This window comes from Methanothermococcus jasoni (assembly GCF_049075655.1).
GTDB lineage: Archaea > AGJL01 > Methanococci > Methanococcales > Methanococcaceae > Methanofervidicoccus.
Genome location: NZ_CP157522.1, coordinates 177,295 through 195,701, shown reverse-complemented (window position 1 = coordinate 195,701; position 18,407 = coordinate 177,295). Strand labels below are relative to the sequence as shown.

Genomic DNA, 18,407 nt, shown 5'->3' with positions numbered 1-18,407 from the left:
ATGTTAAAGGTGATAGTATGAAAAGAGAATCAATAGTGAAAAGCGAAGTAAAATCCGCATGTGATATATTAAGAAAGGACGACGGAACTTCTGGGGCTATGGATTATATGGAACAATTGTCGTGGCTTTTGTTTTTAAAAGTGTTTGAAAGTGTTGAAAAGGAGTTGGAGGAAACTGCTTTAATGGATGGTAGGGAATATATTCCCATAATCGATAAAAAATATAGATGGTCAAACTGGGCAAAAAGAGACTGGATAGGAAAACCTAAGGAGAGTTTAAAGGATTTTGTTGATGATGTTGATGAAGAGATTAAAGAAATAGAAGATTTAGAGGATACCTTAGTTTATTTCATAGATAATATTTTGTTTCCATATCTGAGGAGTTTGGAAGGAACACCCGGGAGGGAGAAAATTGCAAGCATTTTTAAAGAAATTTCAGGAAATAAAATGAAATCCACTTATAATTTAGTGGATGTAATAAATAAAATTGATAATATTAATACTGATGATTATGAGGATACTCATGTTTTATCTCAAATATATGAGGAGCTCCTATTAAATATGGGTAATGAAGCAGGATGGGGCGGAGAATTTTATACGCCGAGACCTATTATAAGATTTATTATTAATGTGATAAAACCAAAAATAGGAGAAAAAGTATTTGACCCATTTGGAGGCTCTGCTGGTTTTTTAATTGAGGTATTAAAATATATTCAGAATGAGCTCGGGGAATTGATGACAGTTCAAGAGCATGAAACTTTGATGTATAAAACACTTTATGGGCATGAAAAAAAGCCATTTCCTTATTTATTAGGGACTATGAATATGGTTTTGCACGGCATTTTAACTCCTAATTATTATAGGAGAAATTCCTTAGGAGATGAGGATGTTCATAATGTTCCAGAAAGTGAAAAATACGATATAATTATTACAAATCCGCCATTTGGTGGTAGGGAGAATAAAAAGGTTCAGGATAATTTCCCCCACAAAATACAATCTACGGAGGCATTAGCACTTCAATATATAATGAGGAAGTTAAAAAATGGAGGAAGGGCAGGAGTTATTCTTCCAGAGGGTCAAATAATGTTCGGTGGTGGAAAGTTCAAAACAATTCGGGAAGAGCTCTTAAATAAATTTAATGTTTTTGCCATTGTCTCACTACCGCAGGGTGTATTTAGTCAGATGGGAGCAGGAGTTAAAACAAATATTGTATTTTTTGAGAAGACGGGAAAAACCAAAGAAATTTGGTATTATGAGTTAGAGGGCAAATATACGAAAAAACAAAGGATAAAAGATGAAGATTTTGAGGATGTTTTGAATAAAATTAAAAATCGTGAAATTTCTGAAAATAGTTGGATTGTTTCCATTGACGAGATTAAAAAAAGAGATTATGATTTAACTGCCAAAAATCCAAATAAAAAAGAAGAAATCGAATATAAAGAACCTAATGAAGTTGTAAAAGAGATTGAAGAGATTGATGTTAATATTAAAAATATAATTGAAGAGATAAAAAGTAATTTATAGGGGTTAAATTATGGAATTGCCAGATGGTTGGAAATTGGTTAGATTGGAAGATTTATTAAAAGAAAATCCACAATATGGCTACACTACAAAAGCTCTAAAAGAAAATACTGGAATAAAACTTTTAAGAATTACTGATATACAAGATAACAATGTAAATTGGGAGAATGTCCCATATTGCAAGCCAGAAAAAGATATAAGTAGATATATTTTAAAGAAAGGAGATATACTTTTTGCAAGGACTGGTTCAACAACAGGTAAAACATATTTAATTAAAGAAAATCTTTCAGAACCCGTAATTTTTGCTTCCTATCTGATAAAAATTAAACCTAATTTAGATGTTGTTAATCCTTATTATTTAGACATGTTTTTTAAATCTAAATATTATTGGAGTCAAATAGTGCCGAGTGGAGGAGTTAAACCAAATTTTAATGCAAAAAAATTAAAAGAAATTTTAATCCCAATCCCATACAAAGACAACAAACCAGACCTACAAAAACAAAAGGAAATTGTTAATAAAATAGAAACTCTCTTTAACAATATTAACAAAGCAATAGAATTAAGACAAAAAGCATTAAATGAAACAAAGGATTTATTTAATTCTGTCTTAAATAAGGTTTTTAAAGATGAAGGGTTTAAATTGGTTAGATTGGGAGATGTGGGGAAATATATAAATGGACGAGCTTTTAAGCCTTCTGAATGGGAAGAGACGGGACTACCCATAATTAGAATTCAAAATTTAAATAATCCAAACGCACCATATAATTATTGTTCAAAACCTGTCGAAAAAAAATACTATATTCAAAATGAGGATTTGCTAATATCGTGGTCTGCTTCAATTGACGCATATATTTGGAGTGGTGGAAAGGCTCTATTAAATCAACATATTTTTAAAGTGGAGTTGAAAAATGAATATATTGATAAAAAATATATGTATTTCGCGATTAAGCCTATATTGAAGAGTATTACAGATAAAACTCATGGTTCTACCATGAAACATATAACTAAGAAAAAATTTGAAAGCCTTTTAATCCCTATCCCATACAAAGACAACAAACCAGACCTACAAAAACAAAAAGAAATCGCCGAATATTTAGACAATCTACATAACAAAATAAAAAAATTAGAACAACTACAAGAAAAACAATTAAACCTATTCAAAGAATTAAAAGAAAGTATTTTAAATAAAGCATTTAAGGGGGAATTAGTTTAATATTTAAATGAGGAGGGGTAGATATGAAAAATAATGACATTATTGTTTTTTTCAAAAATGGTATTGTAGAAGACTCTGAAATAATTGAAGAGCAATTAAATAGAGAATCTGAGGAATATATTTCAGACATGATAAAATTTTGTGAAGATAGAACAAATAAAGAATATGATTTCAATGAAACTAACCTACCAAAAAATTGGAAAGACTTTTCCATAAGATTTCTAAATATTGAATATTATGAAATGCTGGCAGAATTATTAATGAATGACTTTGAGCAGGGTGCTATAAGAGGTAATGGAAAAGGGCTAAATAAATCATTGACTGTAATTATAAAACCAAAAGAGAATAGTATATTTATAATTCATTGCTCAAAATTAGATGGATTGAGTAAAGAAAAAGATGAATTAAAGAGAATAAATACGTTAATATCAAAGAAAGGTTTGATAAGGTTCATAAAATTAAAAATACTAGATGATAACATTGTCGTTAAAGTTTGGGAGCGTGATAAATCAAATAAATTTTCAGAATTTGTTGGAATTGATTCAATTGACTGGGAAGAGTGGGGCGATATAACTTTTAAATTAAAAGATAGGGAGTTGCCATTTCTGGCGATAAAATACGAGATAGAACATGAAAAATTATTAAATTGTTTATTGTCTAACTTAATAACGTTGGATTATCGTTATAATACACTAAAAATAAATAATAGTGAATATGAAGTATTAGAAATTATTTCAAAAGCGAATAATCAAAAATATTCCGATATTAAAAAATTTCATAATCATTTGGTAGAAAATTATTACAATGTATCATCAAAATTGAAAGAAAAAATCAATAATACATATCAAAAACTATCAGGATATTCTTTGAAAAAAATAAAAGAATATACTGAGTATATACAAATTCCAGATGAATGTAATTTTGACAAATATCAAAAGGTAAATAAAAAAATAGAAGATAATGATATATTTGTATTATGTGCATATGAACATAATGGGAAAATTGAAATCGATGAAGGATTTGCAAAAGAATTATTAGAAAGTTTGAAAAAATCAATTAATGATAAATCTAAAATTAAAATGCTTCATATTCTTGAAAAATATCTTTTATGTCCTTTGGAGTTTAAGCATTTTCTAATATATAATGATTTAAGCATATCCTTACCTATATCGAGCTTAAATAAATATAATGACCTAATAGAACATTTAGAAAATGAATATATTGACTATAAAAATGATATTATCGCACAAAATTTGTGTTTATTAACAATCTTAACAATATATAAACACATTTTTGCAGACACTAATTTTGAAATATGGTTTAATAAATTAATAGAAAAACATTTAGAGTCATTAAATTGTGATAGTAAATTTTTAAGTTATGAATCCGCAAAAATAGAATTTAAAAGAGGGGACTGGTGGAAAAACAAAAAGGATTTTTTAAATAATAAATTAAAAAATGAATTAAGCAAAAAAATGGATGGAATAAATGTTCCAATATTTATATTTTTTGTAGGATTTGACGAACAGGCAAAAACTGTATTCTCAGCAAGCTTACCGCCAAGTGATAAAATAGGAGATTTAAAAAAGAATTTAGGAAAAATATCGGACTATGAATTATTAAATATAATAACCATTCCAAAAGAGTCAGAAAATAGAGGAATGATAATATTCATATATAAACAATCCCAGTAATATAAATTAAATAAAGCATTTAAATGGGAGTTGGTTTAAAATTACTTAAAATACTATAAAATAACAGATTTATACTTTCAATTTTAAATGAGCTCGGAAACACTATATAAATAAGTGAGCTCTTAAATACAATTAAGTAATATAGGAGCTCCGAAGGGGGATAATATGAAAACCTTAAACGAAATAAAAAAGATACTTTTAGAACATAAAAAGGAACTAAAAGAAAAATACAAAGTTAAAACTATTGGAATATTTGGAAGTTATGCAAGAGGGGAGCAGAAAGAAACATCAGATATAGATATTTTAGTAGAATTTGAAAAAGGATATATAAATTTTGACAATTATATGGGCTTAAAATATTATTTAGAAGATTTATTTAATAAAAAAGTTGATTTAGTGATTAAAGATGATATTAAGCCAGAACTAAAAAAATACATCCTAAGCGAGGTTGAATATGCCGAGGGATTATAAATTATACTTAAATGATATTTTAGAGGCAATAGAAAGAATAGAAAATTACACTTATAATGTCAATACTTATGATGAGTTCTCAGAACAGCAAATGGTTCAAGATGCGGTAATTAAAAACTAATGATAATTGGTGAGGCTGTTAAGAAGATTCCCAATGAATAAAAGTTAAATATCCAGATAACAACTGGAAAAATATAGCAGGATTTAGAGATGTTTTAATTCATTCATATTTCAAGATAAATCTTTTAATTATATGGGATGTTGTTGAAAATAAATTGCCACATTTAAAAAACGATATTAAAAAATTTTAAAAGAGCTCGACAAATAATATATAAACCGGAGCTCCGAAGAAATAAATATGAATTTTAACTAAATTTTGAGGGAAAGAATGGATTTAAATAATTTATCAGAAGCAGACACAAAGGAAAAGCTGATAAAACCAAAACTAATAAAAGCAGGATGGGGAGAAAATAACATAATAAGAGAATATCCAATAAAAAATAAATACAGATACTATATAGCAGGGGACGAATATAAAAAAATCGAAATAAAAAACAGGTTTGCGGATTATGTTTTAAAAATAAATAATGTAATAGTTGGAGTAATTGAAGCAAAAAAATACAAAAAAGATGCAGAAGCAGGACTATCTCAGGCAATGGAATATTCCAAAATGCTGGATGTTCCAATTGCCTATGCAACAAATGGAAGAAAAATAATAGTTTATGACAGAAGAACAAAGGAAACAAAAGAAGTTAATGAATTTTTACCACCAAATGAACTATACGCCATATACAAAGAATGGAAAGGATTGGAATATAAAGATATATCCCCATTAGAATACCCATACTACATAGATTCAAACACAAACAAAAAAGTAAGGAGCTACCAAGAAACAGCAATAAAAAAAGTAATTGAATCAATTTTAAAAGGTCAAAAAAGAATACTCTTAACAATGGCAACAGGAACAGGGAAAACCTTTACATCTTTTCAAATAGTTTGGAAATTAATAAAAAGCAACTACCTATCAAGAGTTTTATTTTTAACAGACCGAGTATTTTTAAGAGAGCAGGCACATGACAACTATGAACCTTTTAAAGATGCCAAGTATCAAATAAAATCAGGAAATTTTAACAAAAACAGAAAAATCTATTTTTCAACATATCAAACATTATATTCCAACGATTTATATAAAAAAATACCAGAAGATTTTTTTGATTTAATACTTATAGATGAGTGCCACCGCTCAGGATATGGGGAATGGAGAAATATTTTAGAATATTTTAAAAACTCCTATCAATTAGGTATGACGGCAACACCAAAGAGGGAAGATAACATAGATGTTTATGAATACTTTGGAGAGCCAGTTTTTACCTATTCAATGGCACAGGCAATAGAGGACGGCTATTTAGTCCCCTACAAAATTCATAAAATTTTCACAAATATTGATTTAAACGGCGTAGATATATCACAGGCGGAAGAGATAATCTACGACGATGAAATAAATGAGTCAGATATTAAGGATTATTATGACCCTTCCGAATTTGAGATAAGCATTCATCTTCCAGATAGAACAAAACTAATGTGTGAAAAATTATTGGAGATTCTTAAAAGAACAAACGACCGCCAAAAAACGGTAATATTTTGTGTAGATACAATACATGCGGAAAATGTTAGGGGCATATTAAACCAGCTCACGAACAATGAGGAATTTGCAACAAAGATAGTTTATGAAGATAAAGATGATTTAGAACGATTTAGAGATAATGAAAACCTTTACCCACAAATAGCCACAACTGTGGATTTACTATCAACAGGTATTGACATACCACATCTTAAAAACATTGTATTTATGAGACCAGTTAATTCAAGGGTATTATTTAAACAAATCGTAGGAAGGGGTGCGAGATTATCAGATAATAAGGGATTTTTTAGAATAATAGATTTTACCAACGCAACAAGATTAATTGATAAATGGGAAATACCATCCCCAATAACATCACCAGACGAAGAAAAGCCAGAAAAACCATACAATAAATCATTAAAAGGTTTTGTAATTGATAAAAACACAAAAGAACCGATATCAGATGCAAAAGTAATAATAAAAATTGAAAGATTTAAAAAAGAAGTATTATCCGAAAAAAACGGGCACTTTGAATTAAACGAACTACCATCAAACAAACTTTTACCACTTACAATATCAAAGGAGGGGTATAGAACCTTAAAAAAGAAAATAAGCCTAAACGATTTAAAAGAAATAGAAAATCCCATATTTGAATTAAAACCTATAAAAAAGAAACCTAAAACCATTACCGTAAGAGGTATAAATGTAGAAATTGCCGAAGAAATAGATATAGAGTTTGATGGAAATAAAATATCCTTCGCAGAGTATAAACAATACACAAAGGAGAATATATTAAAAGAAGTTCATACCACGGAGGATTTAAAAAATATGTGGATTAACGACAATTTAAGAAAGGAATTTCTAAATAAGCTCAAAGAAAAAAATATAGATGTAGAGCTCATAAAAAAGCTCGAAAATAAATTGGATTACGATACCTTTGATATTATTGCTCACTTGGTTTTTGATGCTCCATTATTGACAAAGGATGAAAGAGTAAATTACTTTATAAATGCCCATATCCAGCATATAAACAAATACGGCGAGGATATACGAGAAATCGCCTTTTCATTACTTGAAAAGTATAAGAAGGGAGGTATTGATAACCTATCACCAAATGCCTTAAAAACACCAGATATGAAGAGAAAAAATGCCCTAACTAAATTAAAAAATGCACTTGGGTCAAATATACCTAACTTTTTAAATTATATTAAAAAACATATCTATGACAATGAAATTTATACAAAGGCAAACTGAATAAATAAACTATTTTTCTTTTTAGTGATAAACATGTTGAAATTTAAAAAATTTAAGAATTTAAAAAAGGATGGACTGGTAAAGGACAGTTTTTACATGATTTTTTCAAACATTTATTCAAAGGGAATGGCTTATGTATTTTATTTTTTAACTGCTCTTATCCTTGGAACAGAAGGATTTGGGACACTTAGGGGACTTTTGCCGTTGATGGATGTAATGACAATATTTTTTTGCTCAGGTATCCCGCCGTCAATGGCAAAACACATTTCCGAATTTCAGACAAAAAATAACAATGAATGGATTGTATCTGTTTTAAAGATTATGCTGATTTTTTCAGTTGTCGGAGCTCTGATTACAATTTTGTTAAAATACATACTTGGTGGGGGATATAAAAATATAGACATCACATTATACCTTGCAGTTGGGTTTGCAATAATATCTTCATCTTTTATATCTTGGAATAGGGGAGTTTTGCAGGGTATGTTAAAGATAAAGGAGCTCTCCAAAACATGGGTAATAGAACACACCTTTAAGATATTATTTGTGATAATTTTTGCATCATTGTTTGGAGTCTTCGGAGCTCTGCTGTCCATATCATTTGCATATATTGTTGGCGGGATTTTTGGCTTTTATTTGTTGAGAAAATCTTTTAATATCGGTGCATCATCATTTAAATCATCCCTAAATGAAAATAAAGAACTTGTTAAAAAAATATTGTTATATGCCATTCCAATAGCTTTGGGAACGGCGTCCTATCGTCTTTTAAATGATTTGGACAGCATATTTATAATGTCAATATTAGGGGCTTATGATAACGGTATTTATGGTTATGCTTCCCTACTTTCCAGAGGAGTCTTTTTGTTTGCTTCTGCAATATCCATTCCGTTGATACCGAGAATAGCAAAAACAAAGGATTTCAACTACTTTAAAAAAGCACTTTTAATGAACTTTTTAATAATTCTTCCAGTCCTTGCAATGGCGTTTATATTTTCAAAAGAGTTTTTAATGATTTTCTTTGGAGTGGATGATTATCTAGCATCAATATGTTTAAAAATATTATCAATTTCTGCGGGGTTTATGAGCTCATATACAATATGCAGTTCTTCACTTCAAGGTTTAGGTTATGCTAAGATACCGTTGTATATCCTGTTATTTGGCATAGTATTAAATGGTGTTCTAAATTATGCGCTTATAAACAAACTTGGGATAATCGGGGGAGCTTATGCAACATTAATATCTTCAATATCTATATTCTTGATGATTTTGTTGTTTATACAGTATAAAAAGGATAAAATAAAAAGTTAAAACTACAATAAGAAAAATAAGAAAAATAAATAATAATTAGTTTTGATATATAACTTTATAAATAAATATATTTATATTATTTGAATAATTATTTTATTTTGATTTTTATTGATGCAATAGGTGATGAGATGATAAGCGACAATGTGAAAACAGGCATTACAAGGTCTCCAAACAGAAGTTTATTGAAGGCATGCGGATACACTGATGAAGAAATAAACAGACCTTTTATAGGGGTTGTAAATAGCTTCACAGAAGTGGTTCCAGGACATATTCATTTGAACACTCTTGCAGAAGCTGTAAAAAAAGGAATATATGCAAACGGCGGAACTGCATTTGAATTCAACACCATGGCGGTATGTGATGGTATAGCCATGGGGCATGAGGGTATGAGGTATTCCCTACCTTCAAGGGAAATAATCGCAGATACAGTAGAAAGCATGGCTAAGGCACATGGATTTGATGGATTGGTGCTTATTCCATCCTGTGATAAAATAGTTCCCGGTATGATAATGGGAGCTCTGAGGTTAAACATACCATTTGTTGTAGTGACTGGGGGTCCTATGCTCCCGGGAGAAATGCACGGAAAGAAGTATGACCTTATAAGCGTATTTGAAGGAGTTGGGGAATACCAGGTTGGAAAAATTGATGAAGAGGCATTAAGTGAGATTGAAAACTGTGCCTGCCCAGGTGCTGGGAGCTGTGCAGGATTATTCACCGCAAACAGTATGGCATGTTTAACAGAGGCACTCGGTTTATCACTCCCAATGTGTGCAACAACTCCTGCTGTCGATGCTCAGAAGGTAAGAATTGCGAAAAAAAGCGGGATGAGAGTAGTTGATTTAGTGAAAAACAACATAAAACCAACGGACATATTAACAAAGGAATCCTTTGAAAATGCCATATTGGTTGATTTGGCACTTGGTGGTTCCACAAATACAACACTCCACATACCTGCAATAGCCAATGAGATAGAAAGGGGATTCATCACACTTGATGACTTTGACAGATTAAGTGATGAAGTTCCACACATAGCATCCCTTAGACCTGGTGGAGAGCACTTTATAATTGATTTACACAAGGCAGGGGGTATTCCAGCAGTATTAAAGGTTTTGGAAGAGAAGGTAAGGGACGCAAAAACAGTAAGTGGAAAAACCATAAAAGAAATTATAAACGGCGTAAAATATATCGATTACAGCATTATAAGACCAATGGATAAACCAGTTCATAAAGAGGCAGGTTTAAGGATTTTAAAGGGAAATCTCGCACCAAATGGATGTGTTGTTAAGATTGGTGCAGTAAATCCAAAGATGTATAAGCACCAGGGACCTGCGAGAGTGTTTGATTCAGAGGAGGAATCCATAAAAGCAATACTCAGCGGAGACATTAAAGAGGGAGATGTTGTTGTAATAAGATACGAAGGACCAGCAGGAGGACCTGGAATGAGAGAAATGCTCTCCCCAACATCTGCTATATGTGGTATGGGATTGGATGACAGCGTTGCACTAATTACAGATGGTAGGTTCAGCGGTGGAAGTAGGGGACCATGTATAGGGCATATATCCCCCGAGGCTATGGCTGGTGGACCTATTGCCATAATCGAAGATGGCGACATAATCAGCATAGACATGATTGCTAAAAAAATTGAGTTAAAATTAAGCGATGAAGAAATAAAGGAAAGGCTCTCAAAATGGGAAAAACCAGAGCCAAAGGTTAAAAAAGGCTATTTGGCAAGATATTCAAGATTGGTATCTTCCGCAGATGAAGGGGCGGTGTTGAAATAATTCCCCTTTATTATAATTTATTTTTAAGTTATTTCTGCCAATTATATTTTATTTTTTATTTTACCAACATCTATCAAAATATTTTAAAAAATATGCATAAACTTTAAATAAATTTAAACACAATATCTATTTAGTATTTAAAACAGGAGGTTTTATTATGATACCAAAAGGGACAGTTAAGAGGCTGATGAAGGAAAATACAGATATGAACATATCTGCTGAATCGGTTGAAAAGCTTGTGGAAATTTTACAAGAATACATCGTAACCACAACAAAATTGGCAGAGGAAAACGCGAGAAAAGATAAGAGAAAAACCATCAAAGCAAGGGATATTGAATGCTGTGATGAAGAGAGATTAAGAGTAAAAATTATGGAAATAGCAGAAAGAACTGAAAAAGTTAATATATTAACAAAAGAATTTTTAAAGGTTTTAGCTTCTGAATTAAAAAGGGAATAATCATTTATAGTTAATATATTCTAACATAATTATAATATAATCATAATTTAAATGATACAATAATTTCAATATATTATTTATAGTGATAATATGGACATTGCAGTTGTAAAATTTTTGGGCACAAATTGTGATAAAGATGTATGTCATGCTATTGAATTAGCAGGAGGAAAACCAGAATTGGTATGGTTCTCTGAGACTGATTTGAGCAAATTTAAAGGTGCGGTAATACCCGGCGGGTTTTCCTACGGAGATTATTTAAGAGCAGGTGCCATAAGCTCAAAAACACCAGTAATACAGGGATTAAAAAAGATGGTTGATGATGGAAAACCAGTATTGGGTATTTGCAACGGAGCTCAGATAGGATTGGAAGCAGGTTTTTCATACGGAACATTAACAAATAACATAAATGCAAGATTCATATGTAAATGGGTTTATATAAGAGTTGAAAACAACAACACTCCATTTACAAAATGCTACAAAAAAGGAGATGTTTTAAAGATACCAATAGCTCATGCAGAAGGTAGATTTTACACCGATGATGATACACTCCAAGAGATGTATAAAAAGAATATGATAGTATTTAAATACTGCGATGAAAACGGAGAAATTACCGAAGATGCCAATCCAAACGGTTCAGTTGATAACATAGCAGGAGTATGCAATGAAAATGGAAACTGCGTTTTATTAATGCCTCATCCAGAGAGGGCCAGCGAAAAAGTATTGGGTTCTGATGATGGGTTAAACATGTTTAAAGGAATGTTAATGAACGAATAAAGATGATTAACTGGAATAATATACAATCTTCTTTTTTTCATTTTCTTTTTTATTTTTTTATTTTCACCATTATTGGCGACATTCCATTCCATATTTTCCATATTAAATAAAACGAAATATATCAATATATTGAATAAAAATCCTTCGGATTTATATAGCTCTCTGCTTCGCTCCAAAAGTTTAAATAGCATTATTTTCATATATTTATTGACAATACGGCAATGAGGTGAGGGTATGTTAAACGAACCCGTAATAGAGATAGCAACAAAAGACGTGATTACAATCACGCCAGACACTCCAATATCAAAGGCGATAGGGGTAATGGAAAGCCACAACTTCCACAACTTAATAGTTATGGATGAAAATGAAAACATACATATGATAACAATACATGATTTACTTTTAGCATCATCATTAAATGAAAATGTTGAGGCTTTGATGTTTAAACCACATTGTATCGACCAAAACACGCCAGTAATGGATGCAGTATGTGAAATAATAGGCAGTGGTCAAAGAGCCGCACCTATTGTGGATGAAAACGGAAAATTAGTAGGAATTGTAACTGACTATGACATAATGAAAAGGGCAGGAAAATCGGAGCTCCTAAAAGATGTTAAAGTAACTAAGATAATGACAAGAAGTCCAATTACAATTGATAAAGATGAAAGCATAGGTAAAGCTAGGAGCTTAATGAGAAAATACAACATCGGAAGGTTGGTAGTTCTCGATGAAGAAGGAGACCCAATAGGGATAGTTACCGAGGATGACATTTTAAGGAAAGTATTTAAACCTAAGAAAAAAATGACCGTTGGAGAGTATGCGGGGGAGAAAGTTCCAAGAATGGCTCAGCCAGTATCTATGATTATGAACTCCCCACTTATCACTGCGGATGTAGAATCATCAATTGCTGATGTGGCAAAGTTGATGGAGAAACACGACATCAGAGGAGTTCCGGTTACCAAAAAAGGAACATTAAGAGGAATTGTTACAAGAATAGATATAATGAAATATATAAAGAATTTAAGAGAAGAATCTGTAATTGAAGTGGAGCTCCATGGTGAATTTGATGAAGAAATGAGAGAGCTCGCAGAAAGAATTTTAATGACAGAAGTTAAAAAAATAGCAAAGCAGTCTAAAAGACTCCACTGGATTAAAATTGTAATGAAAAAAGAGCACGATAAAGGAGGGGTTCCATACTATATAGTTAAAGTATATGTAAAAACTCCAAGAAAACTTTATGTTGCAGAAGGAAAGCCTAAATTATCCACCGCAAAAAGAATGGAAATGGAAGGGGAGGATATCCAGCTCGTAGTTGAAAAACAGAGATGGGATTTCATAGAAGTATTAAAGGATGCCTTAGATTCAGTTTTAAAACAGATGGAAATAGATAAGGAAAAAAGACATCCAAAGAACAACAAAAAAGTTGTAGAATAAAATAAATTTTTTTATTTTTATATATTATTTTATTTTTAGTTTTTTTATATTTTATTTTATTATTATTTATTTTTCAATAAATGTTTTATGGAGTGTCTGCAAACATTTTTCGAGCTCATCCTCACCAATTACAAATGATATATTTACCTCTGATGAACCTTGTGCAATCATCTTTATATTTGCCCCACTTTCAGCAACTGCGGCAAAGAGTTTTCCAGCTATGCCTTTGGAACCTTTCATACCTGCTCCAACTACTGAAACTACACATACATTATCATCAATGGATATATCTTTTATCAGCGGGCTGCCTTTAAACTCTTTTTTAAGTTCTTTTATGCAGTTTTCAGCTTCCAGCCCATCGCCGTATATTACAATGGAGATGTTTGTTTCTGATGAACCTTGGGTAATTAATATTACATTTGCATCGGCCCTTCCAAGTGCTGAGAATATTCTCGCGGCTGTGCCACTTACGCCAACCATCCCCGCACCAAATATGTTTATTAAAAATACATCTTTTATGGCAGATATTGCCTTTATAATATTGTCGCTTAATTCTTGGTCATTTGTAATTAATGTTCCTTCATTTTCAGGTTCAAATGTGTTTTTAATCCTTAAAGGAATGTTTTTTTCCATTAATGGCTCAACTGTTCTTGGATGAAGAACCTTTGCACCGAAGTATGCGAGCTCCATGGCTTCAATGTATGACATTTTTGGAATCCTTCTAACATTCTCAACTATTCTTGGGTCTGAGGTGAGTATTCCGCTAACATCTGTCCATATCTCAACCATATCTGCTTCAAGTCCTGCACCTACCAATGCAGCAGAGTAATCACTTCCTCCTCTTCCGAATGTTGTTATTTCTCCTTTTTCTGTTCCACCAATGAATCCTGTGATAACAGGTATTATATTTTCATTTAAAAGCGGAGTTATTCTCTGTCTGACTTCCAATTTTAATGGTCTTGCACAGCCATAATTATCGTCGGTAATGATTCCTGCTTCGCCACCTGTAAGGAATAAGGAGTCGTTTCCTAAATCTCTAATAGCACCGCTTAAAATTGGAGCGGATAATCTTTCACCAAATGAAAGTATGTAATCCTTAGATTTCGGAGTTAATTCTCCAAGGTATGCCACACCTATTAATACCTTTTCCAGTTCGTCTATTGAACTTTGGATTATTTTTCTTACATCATCCCTTATTTTATCGTCTTTAATTGCATCTACTATGGCATTTTCGTGTTTTTCTTTTATCTCTTCCATAAAATTATTAATTTTAGCAATATCTCTTACATCTAGTGCCTGTTTAGAAATCTCTACAAGGGAGTTTGTTATTTGTGTCATTGCAGAGGTTACAACTACGACATCCTTGTCTTCCTTTTTTTTGTTTATTGCTATTTTTGCTACATTTCTTATTCTTTTTCCATCGCCTACGGAAGTTCCACCAAATTTCATTACTGTAACCACAAAATCACCTAAGTTAAAATTATAAATAAACTTAACGTCCTATTATAAATATGGATAAGAATTAAATAATACTGCTATAAATTAATCATTATTGTATAATCCAATAGAATATAAAAAAGTTTTTATAAATTTATAATGATTAATTGTTAATGGTATTGAGCTATAATACATGATATTAAATTTATATTAGGAATATTTTAAATGCATAATTAAGAATTGAGTGATTTTTATGGTAAAGATATTTGATACTACATTGAGAGACGGAGAACAAACCCCGGGGGTTTCTTTAACTCCAAATGAAAAACTTGAAATAGCTTTAAAACTGGATGAATTAGGGGTAGATATAATAGAAGCAGGAAGTGCTATAACATCCAAGGGAGAGCGAGAAGGTATAAAACTTATAACCAAACAGGATTTGAATGCTGAAATATGTTCCTTTGTAAGAGCTCTGCCTGTTGATATAGATTATGCTCTTGAATGTGATGTAGATAGTGTTCATCTTGTGGTTCCAACATCAGAAATACATATGAAATATAAACTGAGAAAAACAAAAGAGGAAACCCTTGAATCAGCACTAAAAGCTGTTGAACATGCAAAAGAACATGGTTTGATTGTAGAGCTCTCCGCAGAGGATGCCACAAGAAGCGATGTGGAGTTTTTAATAGAACTTTTCAATAGAGGTGCAGAGTTGGGGGCAGATAGGGCGTGCGTATGCGATACTGTTGGAGTTTTAACACCGGAGAGGTCTTATGAATTGTTTAAAACCCTAAGCGAAAATGTGCCAGTTCCTGTATCTGCCCACTGCCATAATGATTTTGGAATGGCTACTGCAAATACAATTTCAGCAATAAGAGGAGGAGCTCAGCAGTGCCACTTAACAATAAATGGAATAGGTGAGAGGGCAGGAAACTCATCACTTGAAGAGGTTGTAATGGCACTTCATACACTTTATGATATTAAAACGAATGTAAAGACTGAAAAACTCTACGAAACATCAAGAGTTGTATCAAGATTGATGAAGTTACCAGTCCCACCAAACAAAGCAATAGTGGGAGACAATGCCTTTGCCCATGAGGCAGGAATACACGTTGATGGACTTATTAAAAACACTCAGACCTATGAACCAATATCACCAGAAGCTGTTGGGAATAGAAGAAGGATAATACTTGGAAAACACAGCGGAAAGGCGGCTTTAAAATACAAACTTGAACTTATGGATATAAAACTTACAAATGAAGAATTTGAAAAGGTATATGATAAAATAAAAAATCTCGGGGATTTAGGAAAATACATTTCAGATATTGATTTAAAAACAATAATAAACGAAGTAAAAGGAGAATCTGTTGAGAAAAAAATACTATTGGATGAGCTCACTGTTGTGTCTGGAAACAAAATAACACCAGTAGCTTCAATCAGACTGGACTTTGCAGATGAGTGTAAAAAGGAACAGCTTATAGAAACTGCATTTGGTGTTGGTCCTGTGGATGCTGCAATAAATGCTATAAGAAAGGCATTAAGTGGTGTTGCAGATATTACATTAGAGGATTACCATGTAAAATCCATAGGTGGTGGAACAGATGCCCTTGTTGAAGTGGTTGTTAAGTTGAGAAGAGGTCATGAAGTGGTTGAGGTTAAAAATGCCCAGGGGGATATTGTAAGAGCATCTGTTGAAGCTGTGATGGAAGGTATAAATTTATTAATTTAATTCCTTATTTTTTATAAACATGGATTTTTGATTATTTTACATATTTATAAAAACTTTAAATACTGGTTGTAATATTATTTAAAATAATTAAAATTATATTTTTACGGTGATTACATGGATGAAAATGTGTCTATGAAATGTGGATTAGAAATACATGTTCAGGTCGATACAAAATCTAAATTGTTTTGTAGATGCCCTACAAATTATAACGATGTCCCACCAAACACGAATATTTGCCCTGTGTGTATAGCACATCCCGGAGCTCGACCAATGCCACCAAATAAAAAGGCAGTGGATATAGCAATTATGGTGGCAAAAATGCTCGGATGTGAGATAGTTTTGGATAAAGACATTTACTTCCAGAGAAAACACTATAATTATCCTGATTTACCTAGTGGATACCAAAGAACCTCTGTTCCAATAGGCGTTAATGGAAACTTTTTAGGCGTTGGTATTACAGAGGTGCATCTTGAAGAAGACCCTGGACAGTATAAACCTGATTTGGGGGTCGTAGATTACAACAGAAGTGGAACGCCTCTTATTGAGATAGTATCTGAGCCTGATATAAAGAACCCAGAGGAAGCTAGGGAGTTTTTAAAACAGCTCATGAGATTGTTCAGATACATAGGTCATCTGAGAGGAGAAGGGACAATGAGGGCAGATGTGAATATATCTGTCAATTACAACGGTATTCAAGGAAACAGGGTTGAGGTAAAGAACGTCAATTCCATCAAAGGAGTTTATAAAGTTTTAAAGTATGAATTCATAAGACAGAAAAACATACTCAGAAGAGGGGGAGAAATTAAGAGGGAAACAAGGGCATTTATGGAATCCCAAATGATTACAAAGGCAATGAGAAGCAAAGAAACCGCAGATGATTATAGATATATTCCAGACCCAGACCTTCAGCCTATTGTGATAGATGAAAACTGGGTAAAAGAAGTGGAAGCTCAGATGCCTGAAACTCCTATGGAAAAGGAAAAGAGATTTGTAGAGCAATATAATATAAAAATGGAAGATGCAAAAGTGCTTGTTTCTGATTTGGCTCTTGCAGATGTGTTTGAAAAGGTTGTAAATGACCTTGGAGTAAATGAGGAGAATGTAGGTCTTGCAGTAACCTGGATAAGAAATGAATTAAGAAGGGTTTTAGCATATAATAAAATAGATTTCTTTGAAAGCAATTTAAAACCTGAACATTTAACGGAATTGATAAAATTAATTACAAGTAAAACCATCAGCCAAAAGATTGGTAAAAAAGTAATTGAAATAATGGTTGAAAACAGGGGTGAAAAATCACCAAAGGAAATTATAGAGGAGCTCGGTTTAACTGTAATTACTTCTGATGATGTTCTCGAAAATGCCTGCGATGAGGCTATAAAAAACAACCCTCAGGCAGTGCAAGATTATTTAAGCGGAAACAAAGTTGCATTAAACTTCCTAATGGGACAGGTAATGAAATTAACAAGAGGAAGAGCAGAACCTAAGAAGGTCGTAGAGATTCTAAAAAAGAAATTGGATAAAAATTAATATTAATATTATTTTATTTTTTTATATTCTTTTATATTTTACGATAAACCGCCGAGAAAGCCAACGATTTTAATCGTTGGATGAGAGGCGGACATTATATCGGCTAGTAAGTAGTAAAATATAAATATGAGAAGATTAATAGTAAGTAACGCTACCAGTCCAAGTATCTATGGGTAGGGTTAGTGAAAAC

Annotated in this window: 15 protein-coding genes; 14 read left to right on the top strand and 1 reads right to left on the bottom strand. The window is 31.8% G+C overall.

From position 1 onward, the window contains the following. The first annotated feature begins 17 nt into the window (after window positions 1–17). The 12 genes from Mjas_RS00960 to Mjas_RS00905 all read left to right on the top strand — a co-directional run bounded on the left by Mjas_RS00960 (window position 18) and on the right by Mjas_RS00905 (window position 13,524). Window positions 18–1,523: a type I restriction-modification system subunit M gene (locus Mjas_RS00960; RefSeq protein ID WP_421077935.1), complete on the top strand. Its 1,506-nt coding sequence runs from the start codon at window positions 18–20 to the stop codon at window positions 1,521–1,523. Between the two features lie 10 nt (window positions 1,524–1,533). After that, window positions 1,534–2,733 carry a restriction endonuclease subunit S gene (locus tag Mjas_RS00955; protein ID WP_421077934.1) on the top strand — a complete coding sequence of 400 codons (1,200 nt, stop codon included), beginning with the start codon at window positions 1,534–1,536 and terminating at the stop codon, window positions 2,731–2,733. A gap of 23 nt (window positions 2,734–2,756) precedes the next feature. Continuing rightward, entirely contained in the window at window positions 2,757–4,427 is a 1,671-nt protein-coding gene (locus tag Mjas_RS00950; protein ID WP_421077933.1) for a hypothetical protein, read from the top strand. 165 nt (window positions 4,428–4,592) lie between these two features. Then, complete coding sequence (locus Mjas_RS00945; RefSeq protein ID WP_421077932.1) at window positions 4,593–4,898, top strand: nucleotidyltransferase family protein; 306 nt, start codon at window positions 4,593–4,595, stop codon at window positions 4,896–4,898. Then, window positions 4,882–5,019, top strand: a complete 138-nt coding sequence (locus tag Mjas_RS00940) for a DUF86 domain-containing protein (protein WP_421077931.1) — start codon at window positions 4,882–4,884, stop codon at window positions 5,017–5,019. Before Mjas_RS00945 ends, Mjas_RS00940 begins: the two co-directional genes overlap by 17 nt. Before the next feature lie 37 nt (window positions 5,020–5,056). After that, a complete protein-coding gene (locus tag Mjas_RS00935) occupies window positions 5,057–5,209 on the top strand; it encodes a DUF86 domain-containing protein (protein ID WP_421078544.1) in 153 nt (50 codons plus the stop codon). 77 nt (window positions 5,210–5,286) lie between these two features. Continuing rightward, a complete protein-coding gene (gene hsdR / locus Mjas_RS00930; protein WP_421077930.1) occupies window positions 5,287–7,773 on the top strand; it encodes an EcoAI/FtnUII family type I restriction enzme subunit R in 2,487 nt (828 codons plus the stop codon). Window positions 7,774–7,806: 33 nt separating this feature from the next. Further along, on the top strand, window positions 7,807–9,078 hold the full coding sequence (locus Mjas_RS00925) for a flippase (RefSeq protein ID WP_421077929.1): 1,272 nt from the start codon (window positions 7,807–7,809) through the stop codon (window positions 9,076–9,078). A gap of 128 nt (window positions 9,079–9,206) precedes the next feature. After that, window positions 9,207–10,859 (top strand): dihydroxy-acid dehydratase, encoded by a 1,653-nt coding sequence (ilvD, locus tag Mjas_RS00920; protein ID WP_421077928.1) that lies wholly within the window; start codon window positions 9,207–9,209, stop codon window positions 10,857–10,859. 157 nt (window positions 10,860–11,016) lie between these two features. Next, window positions 11,017–11,316 (top strand): histone family protein, encoded by a 300-nt coding sequence (locus tag Mjas_RS00915; protein ID WP_421077927.1) that lies wholly within the window; start codon window positions 11,017–11,019, stop codon window positions 11,314–11,316. Between the two features lie 90 nt (window positions 11,317–11,406). Continuing rightward, the gene (purQ, locus tag Mjas_RS00910) at window positions 11,407–12,090 is read left to right on the top strand and encodes a phosphoribosylformylglycinamidine synthase I (RefSeq protein ID WP_421077926.1); all 684 of its coding nucleotides are present in this window, start codon (window positions 11,407–11,409) and stop codon (window positions 12,088–12,090) included. A 234-nt stretch (window positions 12,091–12,324) separates the two neighbouring features. Continuing rightward, window positions 12,325–13,524 (top strand): CBS domain-containing protein, encoded by a 1,200-nt coding sequence (locus Mjas_RS00905; RefSeq protein WP_421077925.1) that lies wholly within the window; start codon window positions 12,325–12,327, stop codon window positions 13,522–13,524. A 66-nt stretch (window positions 13,525–13,590) separates the two neighbouring features. Here the strand turns inward: Mjas_RS00905 and Mjas_RS00900 are convergent, their stop codons facing one another. Further along, window positions 13,591–14,985 (bottom strand): aspartate kinase, encoded by a 1,395-nt coding sequence (locus tag Mjas_RS00900; protein WP_421077924.1) that lies wholly within the window; start codon window positions 14,983–14,985, stop codon window positions 13,591–13,593. Window positions 14,986–15,214: 229 nt separating this feature from the next. On the opposite strand from Mjas_RS00900, the gene Mjas_RS00895 reads away from it, so the two are divergent. Together Mjas_RS00895 and gatB are read left to right on the top strand one after the other, a co-directional pair. Continuing rightward, entirely contained in the window at window positions 15,215–16,690 is a 1,476-nt protein-coding gene (locus tag Mjas_RS00895) for a (R)-citramalate synthase (protein WP_421077923.1), read from the top strand. A gap of 114 nt (window positions 16,691–16,804) precedes the next feature. Next, entirely contained in the window at window positions 16,805–18,217 is a 1,413-nt protein-coding gene (gatB, locus tag Mjas_RS00890; RefSeq protein WP_421077922.1) for an Asp-tRNA(Asn)/Glu-tRNA(Gln) amidotransferase subunit GatB, read from the top strand. Window positions 18,218–18,407: the final 190 nt, after the last annotated feature.